The sequence below is a fragment of the Bradyrhizobium sp. genome (genome assembly GCF_004799445.1).
In the GTDB taxonomy this organism is placed as follows: domain Bacteria; phylum Pseudomonadota; class Alphaproteobacteria; order Rhizobiales; family Xanthobacteraceae; genus Bradyrhizobium.
Window position 1 is genome coordinate 63,136 of record NZ_SSNA01000122.1, and the last position, 18,230, is coordinate 81,365.

Consider the following 18,230-nt stretch of genomic DNA (forward strand, 5'->3'; position numbering starts at 1 on the left):
CACGCTCCTCGCAATGACGGCTTGAATCCTGGCTGTTTGATATTTGAATCAGTGGTGCGCCCCGGCTGTCATCATCCGCGAAAGCGGATGATCCAGTATTCCAGAACAGTTGCGATAGAATCGAGAAGCCGCGGCGTACTGGATACCCCGCCTGCGCGGGGTATTACGACTTTTTGCGGATTAGCCGTATGGCGCGCCTGTCATCGAGCCGCGCCTCGCCAAATCGTTAGCCTAACCCACCTGCATTCCAAACCTACGGCGCGGCCTCCTCCGCCTCCAGCCTGGTAAATTCCGCCCTGACCAGGCTGTGAAACGCCGGCTTGTCGAGCACGCCGGATTTGCGGAAGGGGGCTGCCGCCAGCGCATTGATCACGGCGTCATGGACCTCGATGCCGCCTTCGCTGTGATGGACCATGCCCCATTTGATCAGCTTCCTGTCGCCGATGATTTCGGCAAATCGCTGCAGCCGCAGACTCAGGCTCTGGAATTCGTTCGCGTCGGGAAATTCCTTCTTCACCGCGACGATGCCGCGATTGCCGGGAATGTCCGCGCTTGCGGAAGATTCACCCGCGCCCGCCTGCGGGGCTGCCGCGGCCAGCGCCGCCTGATAGACGCCCAGCGCCTGATGAAACCGCTCGGGATCGACCGGCCTGATTTTCTCGTCGCTGTTCGCACTCATGACATCCTCCCCCGCGGCGAATCGGCTCTCTCAAGCTGCGCCGTACAGGTCGCGTTTGTCCGCCCTATGCTCTTTCAGGAGGGAATTTGCAACCTCCTCGATTGAACCGGTTCCGTCCTGCCCGACACTCAACCCATGTCCGGGGCCTCCCCCGTCCCCGGCGCCCGATCTCCGCAAGATCATTGCGGCGAGGGTTCGACATTTCTTAACCGGAGATATTAGCATCATGCGTCGACTTTCCCTGCTTTGTGCCACCGCCTTCATTGCCGTGACCGCACTCGCCGCCACCAGCCCGGCCGAGGCCGGTTTCCATGTGATCCGCTGGCACGACACCGGCTTCTGCCAGGTCTGGGACGAGGCCTTCCCCACCGCGCCGTGGCCGGTGCACTACACCACCATGACCCACCGGCAGCCGAGCTTCGAGCGGGCGCTGGCGGTCAAGGAAATGCTGATGCGCAAGCACTACTGCACGCTCTAAAAACTTAAAGTCGATCGGCGGAACGGTGGGTATCGGCGCGCGTTCTGGCACGGTGCCCACCATCGTCGCGCGGGAGGTTTGATTGCTGCACCAGTTCTCCGTTCCCGACATCACCTTCCTGGGCGAGCAGGACGGCCCGGCCGAGCAGCGCCTGAAGGAGGCGCTCGCGGTCCTGCTCCGCCTCGACGCCACCGTGACCAGGGCCTACCTCGCGCGCGTGATCTATGACGGCAGCACCTCCGGCGTGATGCTCGGCCTGTTGACCGACGATGAAGAGGAGAGCCCGAAACTGGCCGAACAACTGGGCAAGGCCTTCGCGGTGCTGTTCAACACCGAGGACCATCTCGACATTGTTTTTCTCAGCGGCGAGCTCGACGCCGAAATCAGCGATGCCTGCCCGCCATTCTATGACCGCCATGCGGGCCGTCACTGAGCGCTGCGTCCGATCAGTTCCGCCGCGCGCGCTGCTCCTGCATCAGCGCGTCGCGTGCCGCCGACAGCTCCAGAAACGCCTTCACGTTGCCGCCGCCGTCCGGATGCGCGCGCTTGGCGAGCCGCTTGTAGGCGCGGTGGATTTCGGTGCTCGAGAGACGACCGCCGAGCGGCAATCCCAGCAGTTGCCGGTAGCGCTGCTCCGGCGTCGGCGACTGCAAGGGTGCCTGGCGCTTGCCGAATTGCGGGGTGACGAACGCATGCAGCAGGTCGCGAAGCATGCCGAGCCGGCGCCGCGCGGCATCCCGGGTGATCTTGTCCGCGTCGGCAAGTGCCGCGGCGCGCAGGATCGGCAGCGCCTGCGAGGCCGCCTGCCGCAGCACCGTCTCCTCGCCGGCCCCGGCCATATGCGAGGCGATGCGCACGGCTTCGCCATAGTCAGGCGCGTCCGCCGACCAGATCCGGTCGATCTCGACCTTCCATTCCGAAAGCTGTCTGTCCATGGCGCAATACCGCAGCGAATCAATACCATGCGCCGGTAACTGTTTTGGTTTCTGTCGCGGGCGATTTGAATTAGTTTGTAGGAAAGCCTTAAGAACCGGAACATGAGGAAACCGCCATGCCGTTACTCGAAGATCATATCGCCGTCGTGACCGGCGCAGCTTCCGGAATCGGGCGCGCAATCGCGGCCGGCTACGCCCGCGAGGGCGCGCAGGTCGCGCTCGTCGACGTCAACGCCAAAGCGGCCGAGGAGGCGGCGCAGGAAATTCGCGAGGCCGGCGGCCGGGCCGCGAGCTTCGCGCTCGATGTCACCAAACGCGAGGACTGCATCGCGATCGCCAAGCGCGTCGCCGCGCAGCTCGGGCCGGTGTCGATCCTGGTCAACAATGCCGGCATCAACCGCCGCAACCCGTTCACCGCCGAGCCCACGTCCGTGTTCAAGGACTGGGACGACATCATCGCCATCAACCTCAACGGCACCTTCAACGTCACGCATGCCTTCCTCGACGCGCTGCGCGCGACCAAGGGGCGGATCGTCAATATCGGATCGATCCAGTCCTTCATGCATGTGCGCACGCCGAACTCGCCGGCCTACACCACCTCGAAACACGGCGTGCTCGGCTTCACCCGGGCGCTCGCCGCCGAACTCGGCAAATACGGCGTGCGCGTCAATGCGATCGGCCCCGGCCTGATCGAGACGCCGTTGAACGCGCAGGTGCGCGCCAACGATCCCGATTTGATCAAGATCTTCATGGACCACACCCCGCTGGGCCGCGCCGGCAAGCCCGAGGATATCGTCGGACCGGCAATCTTCCTCGCCTCCGATCTCTCATCTTACGTGACGGGATCGATCGTGATGGCCGACGGTGGCTACCGGACGATCTGAGATGCGCGGCTGTTCCACCGTCATTGCCTGCGACAAACGCGAAGCGTTTGCGCAAGGGAGCGTCAGCGACGAGGCAATCCAGCCTGCGCGCGACGATTTCTTCTCAACCTCAATTGACGCGGCGGTGCGTCAGGCGCTGCGCCCACGCCCCGACCGCGAGGACCAGCGCTGCGACCGCCACGCTGGCCGACATCAACTCGATCGCGCGCAGCACGAAGGCGGTAGCGACCGACCCCAAAGGCTGCGGCTCCTCCGCGAAGGCAATCGGCACAATGTCAGGGACGAACATCCGCTCGGCGCCGAAGGCAACAGCGAAAACGGCGCTGAACAGCAAGAACACCTTCCAACCCGCCTTCATCGCCTGCACCTTGGTCTCGCCTGCCGCATCTCGATGCCATGGCCGGCGCCGATCACGATTGATGTTGATCAAATCCGCCGACTGGCATCGCGCAATTGCTGCTTTGATCGATCCTCTGCTAAGAAATCCGTTCGGAATAACCGGGAGAGCGCAGGTGGCGAACGACACAGTCAGCCGGCAGGGACGGCCGGGGCCGCAGGGCGCTCGGGGGCGACCGGGCGAGCCGGGACGTCCCGGGCCGCAGGGCCATCCCGGACGGCCCGGGCCTGACGGTCCGCGCGGCAAGGCGGGACCACTGGGCAAGCCGGGACTGCAGGGCAAACGCGGTGAACCCGGTCCAGCGGGCAAACCGGGGCCGCAAGGCAAACCCGGCGAAGCCGGTCCGCAAGGCAAACCCGGCGCGAGGGGCGAAGCCGGTCCGCCCGGCCCGTTGCCTTCGATCGAGCAGGTGATGCCGTGGCTGCATCTGTTGTTCGACGCCTGGGAAGACTACAAGCGCCTGCGCGAACGCGAGGCGACCGAGGCCGCCGAACGCGAAGCGAGTACCTACGAGGCGCTCCTGGAAGAGCCCGACCAAGCGTTCGACGAGGATGCGGACGAGAAAGAGCACCGCAAGAAGAAAAAGCGCCACAAGAATAAGGACAAGCACAAGAAGTAGGTCGGCGCGGGCGGCGCGCTGGCATCGCGCCTCAAGGATGCGGCGGCGAATTCCGCACCCTGCCGAAGTGCCTGGCCAGCCACAGCGCCATGACGAACGCGCCGATCAGCGCCGCCACGCATAATGGCCAGGGCGGCGGCAGCTGCGGCAGGAAGATGTACAGCAGCGCCCCGCCGATCGCGAAATTGATAAACCCCCAGATCACGTTGACGGCGGCGGAAGATTCGCCGACGCCAGGTGGCGAGGCGAAAGGGGTCTGAAACCGGTTGCCGCAAATGCCCTGCACGATGTGCGGGATGGCGTTGGCGAGAAACGCACCGGCAAAGAACCACGCGACATAGACATACAAGGCCATCAACCACCCCTATTCCGCTTGTCCTCTGCCGCTCGATCGTTCGCCCATTAGCCGATCGCGATCTCCGGTAAACTACTTAAGCTGAGCCCCTTAAGTTATCGAGCGAAATATGGCTTTCCGCCGATTCCGGCTACACCGTGATTCGAAGAGGTGTGCGGTTCTGCAATTTGGGGCGGAGGCTCAGATGAATCACTCATTTTACAGCGTCGATCGGACCACGCATTTGAAGATCGTGGTGATCGCATTGATGTTCACCACGGCGGTAGCCGGAATCAGCATCGCCGTTCATTCCGGCGGCGGCGACGGTCTGGAGCAGACCCAGAATGTCAGCCCCACCAAGGCCGGCAAGCCCGCGATGTTCGCGTCAGGCATTCAAGTGGCCGTCCACTAACTATCCCGTCCCGAACCTCAGCCTTGACCGCTCCTTTGCTTTCTCGGCCTCGATCTCACGGTCGCGCACCGGCGCGTGCGTATGCAGCGAAGTCAGGAGCCGGCGGGCGGCGACGGCTACCTCCGCGACCGCGAGGTCGAAGGCTTCCGCATTGGCCTGCGACGGCTTGTTGAAACCCGAAAGCTTGCGCACGAACTGCACCGCCGAGGCGTGAATTTCGTCCTCGGTCGCTGGCGGCTCGAAATTGAACAGCGTCTTGATGTTGCGGCACATTTGTTTTCTCCTATGCGCAGGGCGGCGCCGGATCGCACGGGCCGGCGATCCGGAGGCGCAAAATCCTGTATCGCGGCCGATTTTGTCATAGAATGAGCGACGCGTTCACCCCTGTCGCGGTGCCAAAGCCAACAAAATGCCAGCAAAAAGCGAGTTCCCGATGAGCCACGTCACCTACAAGATCGTCCAGCATGACGGCGGCTGGGCCTACACCGTCAACGGCGTGTTTTCGGAAAGCTTCCCGACCCACGCCGCGGCCCTTGCCGCCGCCAAGCGCGCCGCCGCCGAGCAGCGGGTGCCCGGGCGCACCGAGGCGATCGAATACGAGACCCCGGACGGGAAATGGCACACCGAGACCGCCGCCGGCAGCGACCGGCCCGAGACCGATGTCGAGGACAAGCCGTAAGCGGCGACGCGCGCTCACATCGAAAGTTTGACCCTGCACCTGCGGCCCCGAACTCTTCGGTCGTCGCGCGCGGCGTGATAGTCTGGCGCCCACGGAAAGCGGCCCCGACAACGCGGACGCGCCCCTGGGGAAATGCACCATGAAATATTCGCGTGCGGCGCTTTCGGTCTTCCTGGCAGTGATCTTTGCAATGACCTCCCTTACTGTGCTGGCGGCAGACTATCCCGCGCCGAGGCAAGGCGACTTCATCGCCAGGGATTTCAAATTCCACACCGGCGAGATCATGCCGGAGCTGAAGCTTCACTACACCACCATCGGCGAGCCGACCGGCCAGCCGGTGCTGGTGCTGCACGGATCCGGCGGCTCGGCCGCGAGCATGCTGACGCCGACCTTTGCCGGCGAATTGTTCGGCCCCGGCCAGCCGCTCGATGCGTCGAAATATTACATCATCATTCCCGACAGCGTCGGCCACGGCAAATCCTCAAAACCGTCGGACGGCATGAAGACGGCGTTTCCGAAATACAATTACGAGGACATGGTCGATGCGCAGTATCGCCTCGTCAAGGAAGGTCTCGGCCTCAGGCATCTGCGGCTCGTGATCGGCAATTCCATGGGCGGCATGCACACCTGGATCTGGGCCGGGAAATATCCCGACCTCATGGATGCGCTGGTACCGATGGCGGCGCAGCCGACCGAGATGGCGGCACGCAACTGGATGCTGCGGCGGATGATGATCGAAACCATCCGCAACGATCCGGATTACAATGGCGGTAATTACACCGCGCAGCCGCGGATGATGAAATACGCCGTCGCCGCCTATGGCATCGCCTCCGCCGGCGGCACGCTCGGCTACCAGGCGCTGGCCCCGACGGCTGACAAAGCCGACAAGATGGTCGATGATCGGCTGGCGACGCCAATCACGGCGGATGCCAACGACTTCATCTACCAGTGGCAGGCTTCGCACGATTACAATCCTTCAGCCGGGCTCGAGCGGATCGAGGCCAGGCTGCTTGCGATCAATGCCGACGACGACGAACGCAACCCGCCGGAAACCGGCATCACCGCTGACGCGATGAAGCGGGTCAGGAACGGCAGGCTCTATCTGATCCCTGCCAGCGCCGAGACGCGTGGACACCTCACCACCGGCAATGCGGCGTTCTACAAGCAGCAACTCCGGGAATTGCTGCAGACGGCGCCGCAGCGCACGATGTGACGACCCCGGAATTTCGCATCGCATCAATTTGCTGCGTCGCGTGGCCCGCATATTTTTTGAGCATGCATCCGCCTGACAGCTAAGGCCTAATCGCGGTCAGTTGTTGATTCGTGACTTGCCGCAACAGCGGCGCGCGACGATGATGCAGCCAAACGCTGTGGAGGATCGGATGCGAAGCTTCGCGCAGATCGCCTTGCTGGCGTCGAGTTGCGTGCTGGCGAGCGCGGCGCTCGCCTTCGACAACGGTCAATACGAGAACGTCCCCGCCGACATCCGCGCCTGGTTCAAGGGCGTGATGGCGCCGAATGGCGTGCCCTGCTGTGACATTTCTGACGGGCATCGCACCGAATATGATTTCCACGAGGGCGCCTATTGGGTGCCGATCGAAGGCCAGTGGATGCAGGTTCCAGCGCATGCCATCATCCGCGACCGCGGCAATCCGGTCGGCGAAGCCGTGGTGTGGTATGTGCACCACCGTGGCGGCATCGTGATCAGTTGTTTTGTTCCCGCGGACGCTGTGTGACTTCCAACGACGCCGGTGGATGGCATTGCCTTGCGGCAACTGTTATCTCCGCCCATGTCGTCCGACATGCTGCCTGATCGTTCCGCCACCGTCCGTGCCGTGATGCGCTGGGTTCTCGCCGCGTTCTACGCGGCGGCGGGAATGGCGCATCTCTGGGCGCCCGACAAGCTGCTCGCGATCACGCCATCATGGGTCCCGTTCGCGCGCGAGGTCATCCTTATCACCGGACTGTGCGAACTCGCCGGCGCCGTCGCCCTGGTGACGAGGCCGCTGCGCAGGTCTGCCGGCATTGCATTGGCGGCGTATGCGATCTGTGTCTGGCCGGCCAATTTCAAGCACGCGATCGAGGGCATCGACCTGCCCTTCATCGCCAATAGCTGGCTCTATCACGGGCCACGGCTGTTGTTTCAGTCGGTGCTGGTCTGGTGGGCGCTCTATTGCGCCGACATCATCGATTGGCCGTGGCGGCACCGCGGGATTAAGGGGTAGCTGGTGCCTGACCGCGATGATAGTCTCGGCCCGTCACTTGCCGGAGACGGAATGTGAGCGACCTTGCCGCCAGCGACCTCAAGACGATTTATCCGAACCCCACACCGCGGGTGATCGCGAAGGCGCGCTCGGAAATCGACATTCACGCAAAAAAATTCATCGCGATGTCGCCGTTTTGCGTGCTCGCGACGTCGGGGACCGACGGCAGCGTCGATGCCTCGCCGCGCGGCGGCCATCCCGGCTTTGTCAGCGTCGCGGCTTCCAACCAGCTTTTGATGCCGGATCGATCCGGCAACAACCGGATCGACAGCTTCAAGAACATCGTCGAGGGTTCGGGCTTCGTGCAACTGATCTTCTTCGTGCCCGGCATCGACGAGACGCTGCGCGTCGGTGGCACGGGCAGACTGTCGGCGGATCCGAAACTGCTGGCCGCGATGGAGGAGTTCGGCAAACTGCCGCGCGCCGTGCTGCGCATCGATGTGCACGAGGCCTATTTCCATTGCGGCAAGGCGCTGATGCGCGCGCGCCTGTGGTCGAAAGAGACGCAAGTCGAACGCGCGATGTTTCCCTCGATCAGCCAGGTGATCCACGACCAGACCAGGCTCGGCGAGCCGGAATCCCAGGCCGAAGTCGAGGCGCGCTACCAGACGCAGTTGTGAGGGGGCGGTCAGGTCCCTCCAGCCTGTCATCCCGGCCAAGCGAGCAAGGCAAGCGCGAGCCGGGCCCCATAACCACAGGCGTGGGTGGTTGAGCAGGCTGGAGCGGCGGTCCGGCGTAAACAATGAGCATCGGTGGTTATGGGTCCCCGCTTTCGCGGGGACGACGCTCACGTCGCGTCAGTGCTCGCTCTCCAATCCGCCGACATGTTTCTGGGTGTAGAGCTCAAGCCCGATCCGCCCGATCAAATCGAGCTGGGTCTCTAGGAAATCGATGTGATGCTCCTCGTCCTTCATCAGGCTTTCGAACAGGTCGCGCGAGACGTAATCCTTGACGCCGTGGCAGTAGGTCGCCGCTTCCTGGTAGAGATTGCGGGCGCTGATCTCGGCCGCCAGATCGCACTCGATGATCTCCTTGACGTTCTGGCCGATCCGCAAGGGATCGAGCACCTGCATGTTGGGAAACCCGTCGAGAAACAGAATGCGATCGGTGAACTTGTCGGCGTGCTCCATCTCCTCGATGGATTCCTTGCGCCAGGTCTTGGCCATCTCCAGCAGGCCCCAATTGTTCAAGAGCCGATAATGCAGCCAATACTGGTTGATGGCGGTGAGCTCGTGCCGCAAACCCTTGTTGAGATAGTCGATGACTTTTGCGTCGCCCTGCATGATGCACTCTCGCTGCCGGGGCCACTGAAGACGGCCCTTGTGAGTTAAGCTGCAACGCTACTAGCGCATGATCCGCCAAAGTGTAAGCGGTTTGGCGTTCGGATTGTGCGTTATTGCCCGTCGCTGAAAGCGCCGGGCGGGCAAGGCTAACGCCATTCCCAAAGGTTCAGGCGACAGTTTCGAGCGCCAACACGCCATGGACGTGCTGATGCGCAGCGGTCTGGCTGTGCGGGCAGCCGGAGCAGCAAGCCTCGGCGCAAGCGCCCAGAGCCTCGTCAATGATGGTCTTGATGGTGCGCGCGCATCGGCCGCATTCGGCGCTGCAACCGAGGCAGCCATAGATCTGCTTGGCACTACGGGGAAGGTCTTGCGCTGACTCGACGGCACTGCGGACATCGTGGTCGCTGAGGACGTTGCAGGAACAGACAATCATTTAACGGAAAAACCCTTGGGTGATGCGGAGCCATCGATACTTAAGACCGCGGCGGGAGGCAAAAGGAAAAACCCTGTTTTGAAGTGATTCCAAACTGATCCCGAAGCACCCTGGAATGAATCTAAAAGCCGTTGTTGCGGCAGATCAAAGTCCCGATCCTTTTCGCGGCCGGGCGACATCAATCACCTCCGCCGCTGCCTCGCCCGCTGTAGCTCCGCCCCGAATGGCCCGAGCTATCGGATGCGGCATTGCCGATGTCGATCCAGTTGAGAGAATGGCTTCCGCCATCTTCGCCGGAATAACTGCCGCGGCCCGCCGACGGTCGCCGATTGGTCCGGCGGTCCGGCATTGGCGTCACCAACACTTGGCACCGCCGGCGGCGAGTTTTTGCGTCGCAAAAACGCCCAATTTCGTCAAGATTGGTCGCCAAATATGGCCACCCCGTTCATTGATCATTCAAGTGAAATGTGGAACTTTTACCGCTGCAGACCGCTTTATCCGCTGTCTTGCTCAATTAGAAAGGTAACGCCATGAGGAAAACATTGATGGCACTGGCCGCCATCGCCACCCTGGCCGTTTCGGCCGTGGCGGCCCCTGCGCCCGCCCATGCCCAACGCGGTCTTGGCGCGGCTGTCGCCGGCGGACTGATCGGCGGCGCCATCGTCGGCGGCGCGATTGCGGCCAGTCCCTATGGATACGGACCCGGCTATTACGGGCCCGGTTACGGATATTACGGCGGCCCGGCCTATGTCGCTGGTGGACCAGGCTGCTACTGGCAGCGTCAGCGCTTCTGGGATGGTTATGGCTGGCGTATCCGCCGCGTGCAGGTTTGCGACTGACATCCGTTCATCTTGATTAAAACAAACCAGCTACCCCGAAAACCGTTTGTTTTCGGAAATGCCTTGGGGTATTGGCCTGAAAAAACCGTCTTTCAGGCCAATGCCTTGGGGAGCGTTTACTTTGGATTGACCATTGTGCGCTTTTTAGCGACAGGGTGAAAATTCGAGTTCGGCGTGTGAGTCATCTTAACCCCGGCGCTGACTGAGGGCGCCATCATCTCCAGGAGAGCCCACAATATGAGGAAGACATTTGCTGCCTTGGTCGCGGTTGCAACGATCGCCGTTGCGCTGGCCTCGACTCCCGCCAGCGCTCAGCGCGGCCTCGGTGCCGCCGTGGCTGGCGGCATCATCGGCGGCGCGATCGTCGGCGGAGCCATCGCCGCCAGCCCGCCGCCGCCCCCGCCGGGCTACTATGCCGGCGGTCCGGTCTACGTGGAAGAGGCGCCCTGCCGCTGGGTTCGCGAGCGTTACTGGGACGGTTACGACTGGCGCTTCCGCCGCATCCAAGTCTGCAATTGATCTGAGCGGACCGGCGCTGAATTCAGCGCCTTGATTTCAAAACCCGGCCGATGCTTCGGCCGGGTTTTTTCTGTTCTCATCCTGAACATTGCTTCTCATCAGCGCGCAGCAGCGATCGAACGCAGCACGGCTTCGCTCGGCCAGCAATCCACCTTGAGGCCGGCCTTCTTCTGATAGGCGCCGAGCGCCGCGCGGGTCTTCATTCCCGCCTTGCCGTCGACCTTGTCGGCATAGAGACCGATGCGCGTGAGGTGACGCTGCATGGCCTCGACGTCGGCGGTGCGCAACTGGGTCGACGCCGACCACGGCGTCGCGAAGGCCTGTGGGCTCACCATGCGGTCGCTGAGATGGCCGACGAACAGCACGTACAAGTCCGAAAAATTGTATTCCTTGATCACGAAATAATTCCTGGTGCTCAGGAACGCCGGGCCGTAGATGCCTTCCGGCTGCAACAGCGAGGCCGGCTGCGCCTGCTCGGCCGCGCTCAGCTTTTGTCCGCGCACCGGCGTAAAACCGTCGTGCAACCATTCGCCGATCGGCTTTGTCACCTCCGGCACGCCCATCGTGCAATCGACATTGGCGGGCGGGCGCACCTCGTAGGCCCAGCGCAAGCCCGGCTGCCAGCCCTTATTGACGAGCTGCTGCGCGGCCGAAGCCAGCGCGTCCGGCACCGAATGCCAGATGTCCTTGCGGCCGTCGCCGTCAAAATCCACCGCATGCTTGTAGAATTCCGACGGCAGGAATTGCGTCAGGCCCGTGGCGCCCGCCCACGACGCGCGCATGTCCTTGCGCGTCACCTCGCCGTCATTGATCAGCTTGAGCGCCAGAATGAACTCGGTGCGATACTGCTCCTTGCGGCGGCCGACATAGGCCTGCGTCGCCAGCACCCGCAGCCCGTCGTAAGGCAGCGTGTAGCGGCCAAAGTCGGTTTCGCGGCCCCAGATCGCGAGCACGATTGGAGCCGGCACGCCGAAGCGTTGCTCGATCCCGGTGAGCGCCGGGCGATACTTCGCCATCAGCCGCTGCCCTTCCTCGGCAAGCCTGGCGATGCTGGCTTCCTTCAAATAATCGGCCGGCACCTGCACAAACTCGGCCTGCGACGGCGCGCCGGTGGCGGGGCGCCCCGGCAAGATCAGGTCGGGCAATTTGTAGTCCGGCTCGAGGCCGCGCGTTTCGGCGTCGAAGCTGGCGCGCGAGACACCTTCGGCCTGCGCCTCCGGCCACAGCGAGGCAATGAACGCCGTGAAGCCGGCGTCGGATGCGGCGGCGACGCCGTGCATGGCGATCGCTTGCAGGACGATCGCAACCGCCGTGATTTTCGCTTTAAACGACATATCCATCTCCCGGCATGCTGGTATATCGTCCCGGCGGCAAACTGCGAAGGCCAATGCCGGGCTCGTGACGATGCCCCGCCTTGGCCGGTGCCGGTCGTGGAGCGTTTGAGGATGATGCTTGTCGTGTTCGCGACCCTGTCACTTGCGCTTCTCGCCGCCTATTGCGGGCCGCGGTGGCTCGCCGTTGCGGCGATGCTGGCGTGCGTGGCCCTGTCGATCGGACTGTTCCTGTTTGAAATATACAGCCCGGAATATGGCTTCCGCATGCCGTGGCTGCAGGTCGAGCTCGATGCGGTCCCGCAGGTCTGGTCGCGCGGAGACCCCGCATGAACAGAACGACGGGCGCCCGCCTGCCCGCGACGCTCAACGATCTCTTCCAGCTTGCGATGATGCTGACGATGGCTGCCATTCTGACGGCGGCCATGGTTCTGCAATATGACGGCGGCGAGATCCCCTGCCCGTTGTGCCTGCTGCAACGCGTGGCGATGTTCGGCGTCTGCTTCGGCATTATCATGCACTTCCGCCACGGCTATTCCGCGCGCAACGACGGCGTCGGCATGCTGTTCGCGCTCTTGCTGATGATGGTCTCGGTGCGCCAGACCTTGCTCGATATCTATCCGAGGCCCGGCCACAGCTATATCGGCAGCGCGGTTCTTGGCTTGCACATGCCGGTGTGGTCGGTCGTGATCGCCATGGCGATCCTGGCTGCCTTCGCCATCAAATTTGCGATCCTCGGCGACGAGCATCTGCGCGACCGACCGCCGCCGGCCGCGCTCGGCCGCCTTGCAAAGCTCTTGAGCCTCTACGTGATCGCAATTGGCCTAATCAATTTTGGCTCGGTCATCCTTCAGTGCGGCGCCGACGCCTGCCATACATCGGGATACAGATTGCTGGGCGGTTTATAGGACGGATCGACGATTGCGCCATCGAGCCGAGTTCTCCATCACCGCGTCAGCTTCTTGTATTTTACGCGGTGCGGGATGATGGAATCCTGGCCCAGCCTGCGCATCTTGTCCTTTTCATAATCCTGGAAGTTGCCTTCGAACCATTCGACGTGGCTGTCGCCTTCGAAGGCCAGCATGTGGGTGGCGATGCGGTCGAGGAACCAGCGGTCGTGGCTGATGATCACGGCGCAGCCGGCGAAATCCTCCAGCGCCTCTTCGAGCGCGCGCAGCGTGTCGACGTCGAGGTCGTTGGTCGGCTCGTCGAGCAGCAAGACGTTGGCGCCGGATTTGAGCATCTTGGCCAGATGGACACGGTTGCGCTCGCCGCCCGACAGCGCACCGACCTTCTTCTGCTGGTCGGCGCCCTTGAAGTTGAACGACGAACAATAGCCGCGCGAATTGACCTCGCGCTTGCCGAGCAGGATCAGTTCATTGCCGCCGGAAATTTCCTCCCACACGCTCTTCTTGCCGTCGAGACTGTCGCGCGACTGGTCGACATAGCCCAGATGCACGCTCTCGCCGACCGTGATGGTGCCCTTGTCCGGCTTTTCCTGTCCGGTGATCATCCGGAACAGTGTGGTCTTGCCGGCGCCGTTGGGGCCGATCACCCCGACAATGCCGCCGGGCGGCAGCTTGAAGGTGAGGTTGTCGATCAGGAGGCGGTCGCCGAAGCCCTTGGTCAGGCCCTCGAAATCGATCACGTTCTGGCCGAGCCGCTCGGCCACCGGGATCGTGATCTGCGCGGTCTGGGTCTGTTTCTCGCTCGCCTGCTTCAGAAGGTCCTCGTAGCGCTGGTAGCGCGCCTTGGATTTGGCCTGGCGCGCTTTCGGCGAGGCCGCGATCCATTCCTGCTCGCGGGCGAGGGTGCGCTGATGCGCGACATCCTCGCGGCCTTCCTGCGCGAGGCGCTTCTGCTTCTGCACCAGCCAGGACGAGTAATTGCCCTCGTAGGGAATCCCCTTGCCGCGGTCGAGTTCGAGAATCCATGACGTGACGTTGTCGAGGAAGTAACGGTCATGGGTGACGATCAGGATGGCGCCAGGATAGTTGCGCAAATGGCCTTCCAGCCATGACACCGATTCCGCGTCGAGATGGTTGGTCGGCTCGTCCAGCAGCAGGAGTTCGGGCTGGTCGAGCAGCAGCTTGCACAGCGCGACGCGGCGGCGCTCGCCGCCGGAGAGTTTTGTCACATCGGAATCGTCCGGCGGGCAGCGCAGCGCGTCCATCGCCTGATCGACCTTGCTGTCGAGATCCCACAGGCCGGCGGCCTCGATCTCGTCCTGCAATTTGGTCATCTCGTCGGCGGTCTCTTCGGAATAATTCATCGCCAGCTCGTTGTAGCGATCGAGGATCGCCTTCTGCTTGGCAACGCCCAGCATGACGTTCTCGCGTACGGTCTTGGTGGCGTCGAGCTGCGGTTCCTGCTCGAGGTAGCCGACACGCGCGCCCTCGGCCACCCAGGCCTCGCCGGTATATTCCTTGTCGAGGCCGGCCATGATCCGCAGCAGCGTCGATTTGCCGGAACCATTGACGCCGAGCACGCCGATCTTGGCGTCCGGATAGAACGACAGATGGACGTTATCGAGCACCTTCCGGTTGGGCGGATAGGTCTTGGACAGGCCTTGCATGAAATAGACGAACTGGCGGGCCATCGCGATCCCTGAAAAACGAGAGGATTTAAGGAAATTTGGCTGGGGCTGATGTAGCGGCGCGGCCTCCAAAGGGCAACCGCAGCCAGTGTGGTAGCTCAGAAGTTCACTTCATTTTTCGCAGCGGGTTCTTCAAGTGAACTTCTGAGCCAAAACCACACTGAAATCATGGGTTTCCAGTGTCCCTTTCGAACCCGAAGTTCGCTGAGAGGTCGCCGCGAGTTCGGGCGAACTTCGGGTTCGGGGGACACTAGCCGTTTTCCATCTGTTCACCAGTAAGAACACGGATAGCGACAATTGAAACCTTCTTTTAACAACTCGCGCCCGAAACTACCCGTCAGCGCCCCAGAAAGCGCTCCGCGCGACAGAAGCCGCCGGAAAAAAGACAGGATTCGTCATGGCGACCATCACCTCGGGCTCCCTCTCCTCCCCGACCCGCACCCGCGACGGACGGTCGGGGCCCTTCGCCGAAATCCGCGCCTTTTGGCGGCAATTCTTCGCCAAAGCGTTCGACCCCTACCGGCCGGAGCTCTATTACATGCGCGGCCCCGGTCCCGCCTGCCGCGCCAAGCGCGCAGGATCGTCGCACAAACGCACCGGCTGACCATACCCTTACATTTTTTGCCGGCTTGCGAATCACTGAGGTCTGCAGGCCGCAAAGACGCCCGCCCGTATTTTTGATGGTCCAGGCGCTTGCGTGGGAAAGCGCGGCGCGCGACCATGGCGCGTTTTCAAAGGCGGCGCGCCCCAGGCGCCGTCATCATCGCCATGAACGGACCCCCCATGACGCGGCTGCGCTGTGCAATTCTCGATGACTATCTCAATCTGGCCTTATCGGTCGCGGACTGGTCGAAGATCAAGGACCGGGTCGATGTCACTGTCTTCAACCAGCCGTTTGCTTCTCCCGAGGCAGCCGGGAGCGCGCTGAAGGATTTCGAGATCATCTGCGCGATGCGCGAGCGCACGCCGTTCCCGCGCGCGATGTTTGCCGCCTTGCCCAACCTGAAACTCCTGATCACCTCGGGAATGCGCAATAATTCGATCGATATGGAGGCCGCCAAGGAGAAGCAGGTGGTGCTGTGCGGGACGCAATGGCCCCGCGATCCCACCGCGCCGCTGACGATGGGCCTGATCCTGGAGCTGACCCGCAATATCGGCCGCGAGAACGCCCGCATGCATGCCGGCGAACCCTTACAGAAATTCGTCGGCATCGAGATCGAGGGCAAGACGCTGGGGGTGGTCGGGCTCGGCAAGTTAGGGGCCAAGGTGTCGGGGCTGGCGAAGGCGTTCGGCATGAACGTGATCGCCTGGAGCCCGAACCTGACGCCGGAGCGATGCAAGGAAGTCGGCGTCGGCTACGCCACCAAGGAAGAATTATTCTCGACCGCCGACATGATTACCATTCATGTGGTGCTGAGCCAGCGCTCGCGGGGCCTGGTCGGAGCAGCCGATCTCGCCCGCATGAAGCCGACCAGCTATCTCGTCAACACGGCGCGTGGGCCGATCGTCGATGAAGCGGCACTTCTGGAAACCCTGAAAGCGCGCAAGATCGCCGGCGCGGCGGTGGACGTGTTCTCGGTCGAGCCGCTTCCGGTCGACCATCCCTTCCGCAAGCTCGACAACCTCGTAGTGACGCCGCATCTCGGCTACGTCACGCGGGAAACCTTTGTCGCCCATTACAGCCAGATGGTCGAAGGCATCGACGGCTGGTTCAAGGGCGAGCCGGTGCGAAGGTTGGCGTAAGAAGAAAGGTTCAACCGGGCCTTACCGCTCGCGGCAACGCTCCTGGCGCGCCGGCCAGCAGATTGAGCGCTGCCCGAGATATCACGCGGTCTTTGGTGTGAACTTCTTTACACTGAGCGACAACGTCTTCCCGGGGGCCGGGAATGTCACCTTCCCGTTCAATCCATCGGTGACCGAGAGCAACACCTTGCCGAAGATGACAGCATTGTTGACGACGTCGCCGACACCCTGCCCGCTCTGCCCATCGATGGTATATCTGACCTGCGCATCCCGCCCATTGATCGAGAGGACCTGGAAGGAGGCGGTCTGCTTGTCCGTACTGCCGATCCAGCTGCCGATCAGCGGGTTCTGGTCCGTGGCAGGGGCGGCGGCCTTGTTGAGACTAGCGTCCTGTTTCGCCGTCCCGAATGAAAACTCCAGCGCGGCCTTCTTTCCATCACGGGTCGCGATCGAGACATTGCCGAAAGTGATGAAGTTCTGATCGACGGTGGCGGTGCCTCTCTCCGTATGCCCGTTATGAGTATACTCGATCTGCGCCGTGCTACCGGAGATGCTCACGACCTTGAATTCGACGGCTTGATGGTTGTTCGAGAATGAGCCTTTCCAGTCGCCCAGCAGATTACTCTGGTGATAGAGCTTCTCGTTCACGGGCGAAATTCGGCTAGCGCCCTGGGTCGCAGCGATTGCACTCACCGCCAGCTCCTTCCGGCCCCACGAGATACGGGCAACCATCGTTCCGCGATCTACGGAAAGTCCAGACAATCCGACTTTTATGAACGAACGGTTAATCGCGTCTCACCGAACGAGATCAAGGCGATTGCGCACTGGAACTCGTGTGGGTCGAACAGGTCCGCAACTCGACGCGTCGAGTTAGTCGGTCGTGGGTAAATCGATTGCGTCCGACAGCCAGGATGCACGCGAACTCCAGCATGATTCGACGCTGGGCGATGCGCCTGGGTCATCCATGAGAGAGCCCGCGGGAATGATGACTTCCCGGCCGCTGCGGGTGCTGTGCGGGAGCGGTGAGCCGCATAGGCTGCAAAAGGAAGTTGAAAAGCTCCGCGCCTCCGGCAGATCGAAGCGAACGACAAGCTCCGAACCGCAGGTCCAGCGAAATGCGGCTGGGAGAACGTATGCATTGGCAGCGAAAGCACTGCCCGTCGCCCTCCGGCAGCGTGAGCAGTGGCACTTCACGAACTTGATGAACGGAAGATCAACTTCGAAACCGACCGATTGGCAGAGGCACCCACCGCGCACCACCGTCATTTGACTTCCCTGATTATCCGACGCTCGATCCCTGATGCGGGACTCGCAACGACGTGAGACGACTACCCTGCCAAACAATCATCCTTCGAGGCGCGCACTGGCTCGCGCCTCAGGACGACGTCGGAATCCGCAGCCGATCTAGCGCACCGTCACCGGCGCGGGGAGCGGCGGTACCACGGTGGGCTGCGTGCCGGGAACGCTCGGCGGAGGAAGCGCCGGCCCGGGATTCGGCAAAGCACTGGTCCCCGGCATCGGCGCCGCCGAGGCGGTTGCGGTTCCCGGCGGCGGCCCGCCCGGAAGCACGACGACGCGGGTGCCGACCTTGACGCGATCGAACAGGTCCGAGACGTCCTCGTTCAGCATGCCGATGCAACCCGAGGAGACGAACTTGCCGATCGTCGAAGGCTGGTTGGTGCCGTGGATGCGATAGACTGTATTGCCGAGATACATCGCGCGCGCGCCGAGCGGATTGCCGGGGCCACCGGCCATGAAACGCGGCAGATAGGGCTGGCGCTCGATCATCTCCGTCGGCGGATGCC

Annotated in this window: 28 protein-coding genes; 16 read left to right on the forward strand and 12 right to left on the reverse strand. The window is 62.7% G+C overall.

What is annotated here, in order from left to right:
• Positions 1 to 253: 253 nt before the first annotated feature.
• Positions 254 to 679, reverse strand: a complete 426-nt coding sequence (locus E8A46_RS16965; RefSeq protein ID WP_291563039.1) for a hypothetical protein — start codon at positions 677 to 679, stop codon at positions 254 to 256.
• A gap of 226 nt (positions 680 to 905) precedes the next feature.
• Between E8A46_RS16965 and E8A46_RS16970 the strand changes: the two genes are divergently transcribed.
• The gene (locus tag E8A46_RS16970) at positions 906 to 1,157 is read left to right on the forward strand and encodes a hypothetical protein (RefSeq protein ID WP_291563042.1); all 252 of its coding nucleotides are present in this window, start codon (positions 906 to 908) and stop codon (positions 1,155 to 1,157) included.
• Positions 1,158 to 1,239: 82 nt separating this feature from the next.
• The gene (locus tag E8A46_RS16975) at positions 1,240 to 1,590 is read left to right on the forward strand and encodes an enhanced serine sensitivity protein SseB C-terminal domain-containing protein (protein WP_291563045.1); all 351 of its coding nucleotides are present in this window, start codon (positions 1,240 to 1,242) and stop codon (positions 1,588 to 1,590) included.
• 13 nt (positions 1,591 to 1,603) lie between these two features.
• On the opposite strand, the gene E8A46_RS16980 is transcribed toward E8A46_RS16975, so the two are convergent.
• Complete coding sequence (locus tag E8A46_RS16980; protein ID WP_291563047.1) at positions 1,604 to 2,092, reverse strand: hypothetical protein; 489 nt, start codon at positions 2,090 to 2,092, stop codon at positions 1,604 to 1,606.
• A 116-nt stretch (positions 2,093 to 2,208) separates the two neighbouring features.
• Here E8A46_RS16980 and E8A46_RS16985 point away from each other — a divergent pair, with 116 nt between their 5' ends.
• Positions 2,209 to 2,976, forward strand: coding sequence for an SDR family oxidoreductase (locus E8A46_RS16985; RefSeq protein WP_291563050.1), 768 nt, complete (start codon positions 2,209 to 2,211; stop codon positions 2,974 to 2,976).
• A gap of 109 nt (positions 2,977 to 3,085) precedes the next feature.
• Here the strand turns inward: E8A46_RS16985 and E8A46_RS16990 are convergent, their stop codons facing one another.
• The gene (locus E8A46_RS16990; protein WP_291563113.1) at positions 3,086 to 3,334 is read right to left on the reverse strand and encodes a hypothetical protein; all 249 of its coding nucleotides are present in this window, start codon (positions 3,332 to 3,334) and stop codon (positions 3,086 to 3,088) included.
• A 154-nt stretch (positions 3,335 to 3,488) separates the two neighbouring features.
• On the opposite strand from E8A46_RS16990, the gene E8A46_RS16995 reads away from it, so the two are divergent.
• A complete protein-coding gene (locus tag E8A46_RS16995) occupies positions 3,489 to 3,992 on the forward strand; it encodes a collagen-like protein (RefSeq protein WP_291563054.1) in 504 nt (167 codons plus the stop codon).
• 31 nt (positions 3,993 to 4,023) lie between these two features.
• Here E8A46_RS16995 and E8A46_RS17000 read toward each other — a convergent pair whose 3' ends face one another.
• Positions 4,024 to 4,347 (reverse strand): hypothetical protein, encoded by a 324-nt coding sequence (locus E8A46_RS17000; protein WP_291563057.1) that lies wholly within the window; start codon positions 4,345 to 4,347, stop codon positions 4,024 to 4,026.
• Between the two features lie 184 nt (positions 4,348 to 4,531).
• Between E8A46_RS17000 and E8A46_RS17005 the strand changes: the two genes are divergently transcribed.
• On the forward strand, positions 4,532 to 4,738 hold the full coding sequence (locus tag E8A46_RS17005) for a hypothetical protein (RefSeq protein ID WP_291563060.1): 207 nt from the start codon (positions 4,532 to 4,534) through the stop codon (positions 4,736 to 4,738).
• Here E8A46_RS17005 and E8A46_RS17010 read toward each other — a convergent pair whose 3' ends face one another.
• Entirely contained in the window at positions 4,739 to 5,011 is a 273-nt protein-coding gene (locus E8A46_RS17010; protein ID WP_291563062.1) for a DUF2277 domain-containing protein, read from the reverse strand.
• Between the two features lie 160 nt (positions 5,012 to 5,171).
• Between E8A46_RS17010 and E8A46_RS17015 the strand changes: the two genes are divergently transcribed.
• The 5 genes from E8A46_RS17015 (at position 5,172) to E8A46_RS17035 (ending at position 8,301) form a co-directional block, all read left to right on the forward strand.
• Positions 5,172 to 5,417: a DUF2188 domain-containing protein gene (locus E8A46_RS17015; protein ID WP_291563065.1), complete on the forward strand. Its 246-nt coding sequence runs from the start codon at positions 5,172 to 5,174 to the stop codon at positions 5,415 to 5,417.
• Between the two features lie 139 nt (positions 5,418 to 5,556).
• Positions 5,557 to 6,630: an alpha/beta fold hydrolase gene (locus tag E8A46_RS17020; RefSeq protein WP_291563067.1), complete on the forward strand. Its 1,074-nt coding sequence runs from the start codon at positions 5,557 to 5,559 to the stop codon at positions 6,628 to 6,630.
• Between the two features lie 169 nt (positions 6,631 to 6,799).
• On the forward strand, positions 6,800 to 7,153 hold the full coding sequence (locus E8A46_RS17025; RefSeq protein WP_291563069.1) for a hypothetical protein: 354 nt from the start codon (positions 6,800 to 6,802) through the stop codon (positions 7,151 to 7,153).
• Between the two features lie 54 nt (positions 7,154 to 7,207).
• Positions 7,208 to 7,642 carry a DoxX family protein gene (locus E8A46_RS17030; protein ID WP_291563072.1) on the forward strand — a complete coding sequence of 145 codons (435 nt, stop codon included), beginning with the start codon at positions 7,208 to 7,210 and terminating at the stop codon, positions 7,640 to 7,642.
• A gap of 53 nt (positions 7,643 to 7,695) precedes the next feature.
• Entirely contained in the window at positions 7,696 to 8,301 is a 606-nt protein-coding gene (locus E8A46_RS17035; protein WP_291563075.1) for an MSMEG_1061 family FMN-dependent PPOX-type flavoprotein, read from the forward strand.
• 177 nt (positions 8,302 to 8,478) lie between these two features.
• Here E8A46_RS17035 and bfr read toward each other — a convergent pair whose 3' ends face one another.
• Together bfr and E8A46_RS17045 are read right to left on the reverse strand one after the other, a co-directional pair.
• On the reverse strand, positions 8,479 to 8,964 hold the full coding sequence (gene bfr, locus E8A46_RS17040; RefSeq protein ID WP_079538250.1) for a bacterioferritin: 486 nt from the start codon (positions 8,962 to 8,964) through the stop codon (positions 8,479 to 8,481).
• A gap of 166 nt (positions 8,965 to 9,130) precedes the next feature.
• Positions 9,131 to 9,397, reverse strand: a complete 267-nt coding sequence (locus tag E8A46_RS17045) for a (2Fe-2S)-binding protein (RefSeq protein WP_291563083.1) — start codon at positions 9,395 to 9,397, stop codon at positions 9,131 to 9,133.
• Positions 9,398 to 9,927: 530 nt separating this feature from the next.
• Here E8A46_RS17045 and E8A46_RS17050 point away from each other — a divergent pair.
• Together E8A46_RS17050 and E8A46_RS17055 are read left to right on the forward strand one after the other, a co-directional pair.
• Positions 9,928 to 10,236, forward strand: a complete 309-nt coding sequence (locus E8A46_RS17050) for a hypothetical protein (RefSeq protein WP_291563086.1) — start codon at positions 9,928 to 9,930, stop codon at positions 10,234 to 10,236.
• Between the two features lie 237 nt (positions 10,237 to 10,473).
• Complete coding sequence (locus E8A46_RS17055) at positions 10,474 to 10,755, forward strand: hypothetical protein (protein WP_291563088.1); 282 nt, start codon at positions 10,474 to 10,476, stop codon at positions 10,753 to 10,755.
• 98 nt (positions 10,756 to 10,853) lie between these two features.
• Here E8A46_RS17055 and E8A46_RS17060 read toward each other — a convergent pair whose 3' ends face one another.
• Positions 10,854 to 12,089 carry a lytic murein transglycosylase gene (locus E8A46_RS17060; protein WP_291563091.1) on the reverse strand — a complete coding sequence of 412 codons (1,236 nt, stop codon included), beginning with the start codon at positions 12,087 to 12,089 and terminating at the stop codon, positions 10,854 to 10,856.
• Positions 12,090 to 12,200: 111 nt separating this feature from the next.
• Between E8A46_RS17060 and E8A46_RS17065 the strand changes: the two genes are divergently transcribed.
• Positions 12,201 to 12,419, forward strand: coding sequence for a hypothetical protein (locus tag E8A46_RS17065; RefSeq protein WP_291563093.1), 219 nt, complete (start codon positions 12,201 to 12,203; stop codon positions 12,417 to 12,419).
• The gene (locus E8A46_RS17070; RefSeq protein WP_291563096.1) at positions 12,416 to 12,994 is read left to right on the forward strand and encodes a disulfide bond formation protein B; all 579 of its coding nucleotides are present in this window, start codon (positions 12,416 to 12,418) and stop codon (positions 12,992 to 12,994) included. Before E8A46_RS17065 ends, E8A46_RS17070 begins: the two co-directional genes overlap by 4 nt.
• A gap of 38 nt (positions 12,995 to 13,032) precedes the next feature.
• Here E8A46_RS17070 and ettA read toward each other — a convergent pair whose 3' ends face one another.
• A complete protein-coding gene (ettA, locus tag E8A46_RS17075) occupies positions 13,033 to 14,685 on the reverse strand; it encodes an energy-dependent translational throttle protein EttA (RefSeq protein ID WP_291563099.1) in 1,653 nt (550 codons plus the stop codon).
• Positions 14,686 to 15,079: 394 nt separating this feature from the next.
• On the opposite strand from ettA, the gene E8A46_RS17080 reads away from it, so the two are divergent.
• Both E8A46_RS17080 and E8A46_RS17085 read left to right on the forward strand, forming a co-directional pair.
• On the forward strand, positions 15,080 to 15,286 hold the full coding sequence (locus E8A46_RS17080; protein ID WP_291563102.1) for a hypothetical protein: 207 nt from the start codon (positions 15,080 to 15,082) through the stop codon (positions 15,284 to 15,286).
• Between the two features lie 179 nt (positions 15,287 to 15,465).
• Positions 15,466 to 16,425: a D-2-hydroxyacid dehydrogenase family protein gene (locus E8A46_RS17085; RefSeq protein ID WP_291563115.1), complete on the forward strand. Its 960-nt coding sequence runs from the start codon at positions 15,466 to 15,468 to the stop codon at positions 16,423 to 16,425.
• 81 nt (positions 16,426 to 16,506) lie between these two features.
• Here the strand turns inward: E8A46_RS17085 and E8A46_RS17090 are convergent, their stop codons facing one another.
• The 3 genes from E8A46_RS17090 to E8A46_RS17100 form a co-directional block, all read right to left on the reverse strand.
• Complete coding sequence (locus E8A46_RS17090; RefSeq protein ID WP_291563105.1) at positions 16,507 to 17,157, reverse strand: hypothetical protein; 651 nt, start codon at positions 17,155 to 17,157, stop codon at positions 16,507 to 16,509.
• Positions 17,158 to 17,295: 138 nt separating this feature from the next.
• Complete coding sequence (locus E8A46_RS17095) at positions 17,296 to 17,691, reverse strand: GFA family protein (RefSeq protein WP_291563107.1); 396 nt, start codon at positions 17,689 to 17,691, stop codon at positions 17,296 to 17,298.
• 138 nt (positions 17,692 to 17,829) lie between these two features.
• Positions 17,830 to 18,230, reverse strand: a 401-nt coding sequence (locus E8A46_RS17100; protein WP_291563109.1) for a L,D-transpeptidase, incomplete at its 5' end; no start/stop codon positions are given.

What these genes read in the sequence shown, in the direction of transcription:
- E8A46_RS16965 (WP_291563039.1), bottom strand. Translation starts at nt 679, where the DNA reads ATGAGTGCGAACAGCGACGAGAAAATCAGGCCGGTCGATCCCGAGCGG.
- E8A46_RS16970 (WP_291563042.1), top strand. Translation starts at nt 906, where the DNA reads ATGCGTCGACTTTCCCTGCTTTGTGCCACCGCCTTCATTGCCGTGACC.
- E8A46_RS16980 (WP_291563047.1), bottom strand. Translation starts at nt 2,092, where the DNA reads ATGGACAGACAGCTTTCGGAATGGAAGGTCGAGATCGACCGGATCTGG.
- E8A46_RS16985 (WP_291563050.1), top strand. Translation starts at nt 2,209, where the DNA reads ATGCCGTTACTCGAAGATCATATCGCCGTCGTGACCGGCGCAGCTTCC.
- E8A46_RS16990 (WP_291563113.1), bottom strand. Translation starts at nt 3,334, where the DNA reads ATGAAGGCGGGTTGGAAGGTGTTCTTGCTGTTCAGCGCCGTTTTCGCT.
- E8A46_RS17000 (WP_291563057.1), bottom strand. Translation starts at nt 4,347, where the DNA reads ATGGCCTTGTATGTCTATGTCGCGTGGTTCTTTGCCGGTGCGTTTCTC.
- E8A46_RS17005 (WP_291563060.1), top strand. Translation starts at nt 4,532, where the DNA reads ATGAATCACTCATTTTACAGCGTCGATCGGACCACGCATTTGAAGATC.
- E8A46_RS17010 (WP_291563062.1), bottom strand. Translation starts at nt 5,011, where the DNA reads ATGTGCCGCAACATCAAGACGCTGTTCAATTTCGAGCCGCCAGCGACC.
- E8A46_RS17015 (WP_291563065.1), top strand. Translation starts at nt 5,172, where the DNA reads ATGAGCCACGTCACCTACAAGATCGTCCAGCATGACGGCGGCTGGGCC.
- E8A46_RS17020 (WP_291563067.1), top strand. Translation starts at nt 5,557, where the DNA reads ATGAAATATTCGCGTGCGGCGCTTTCGGTCTTCCTGGCAGTGATCTTT.
- E8A46_RS17025 (WP_291563069.1), top strand. Translation starts at nt 6,800, where the DNA reads ATGCGAAGCTTCGCGCAGATCGCCTTGCTGGCGTCGAGTTGCGTGCTG.
- E8A46_RS17030 (WP_291563072.1), top strand. Translation starts at nt 7,208, where the DNA reads ATGTCGTCCGACATGCTGCCTGATCGTTCCGCCACCGTCCGTGCCGTG.
- bfr (WP_079538250.1), bottom strand. Translation starts at nt 8,964, where the DNA reads ATGCAGGGCGACGCAAAAGTCATCGACTATCTCAACAAGGGTTTGCGG.
- E8A46_RS17045 (WP_291563083.1), bottom strand. Translation starts at nt 9,397, where the DNA reads ATGATTGTCTGTTCCTGCAACGTCCTCAGCGACCACGATGTCCGCAGT.
- E8A46_RS17050 (WP_291563086.1), top strand. Translation starts at nt 9,928, where the DNA reads ATGAGGAAAACATTGATGGCACTGGCCGCCATCGCCACCCTGGCCGTT.
- E8A46_RS17055 (WP_291563088.1), top strand. Translation starts at nt 10,474, where the DNA reads ATGAGGAAGACATTTGCTGCCTTGGTCGCGGTTGCAACGATCGCCGTT.
- E8A46_RS17060 (WP_291563091.1), bottom strand. Translation starts at nt 12,089, where the DNA reads ATGTCGTTTAAAGCGAAAATCACGGCGGTTGCGATCGTCCTGCAAGCG.
- E8A46_RS17065 (WP_291563093.1), top strand. Translation starts at nt 12,201, where the DNA reads ATGATGCTTGTCGTGTTCGCGACCCTGTCACTTGCGCTTCTCGCCGCC.
- E8A46_RS17070 (WP_291563096.1), top strand. Translation starts at nt 12,416, where the DNA reads ATGAACAGAACGACGGGCGCCCGCCTGCCCGCGACGCTCAACGATCTC.
- ettA (WP_291563099.1), bottom strand. Translation starts at nt 14,685, where the DNA reads ATGGCCCGCCAGTTCGTCTATTTCATGCAAGGCCTGTCCAAGACCTAT.
- E8A46_RS17080 (WP_291563102.1), top strand. Translation starts at nt 15,080, where the DNA reads ATGGCGACCATCACCTCGGGCTCCCTCTCCTCCCCGACCCGCACCCGC.
- E8A46_RS17085 (WP_291563115.1), top strand. Translation starts at nt 15,466, where the DNA reads ATGACGCGGCTGCGCTGTGCAATTCTCGATGACTATCTCAATCTGGCC.
- E8A46_RS17090 (WP_291563105.1), bottom strand. Translation starts at nt 17,157, where the DNA reads ATGGTTGCCCGTATCTCGTGGGGCCGGAAGGAGCTGGCGGTGAGTGCA.
- E8A46_RS17095 (WP_291563107.1), bottom strand. Translation starts at nt 17,691, where the DNA reads ATGACGGTGGTGCGCGGTGGGTGCCTCTGCCAATCGGTCGGTTTCGAA.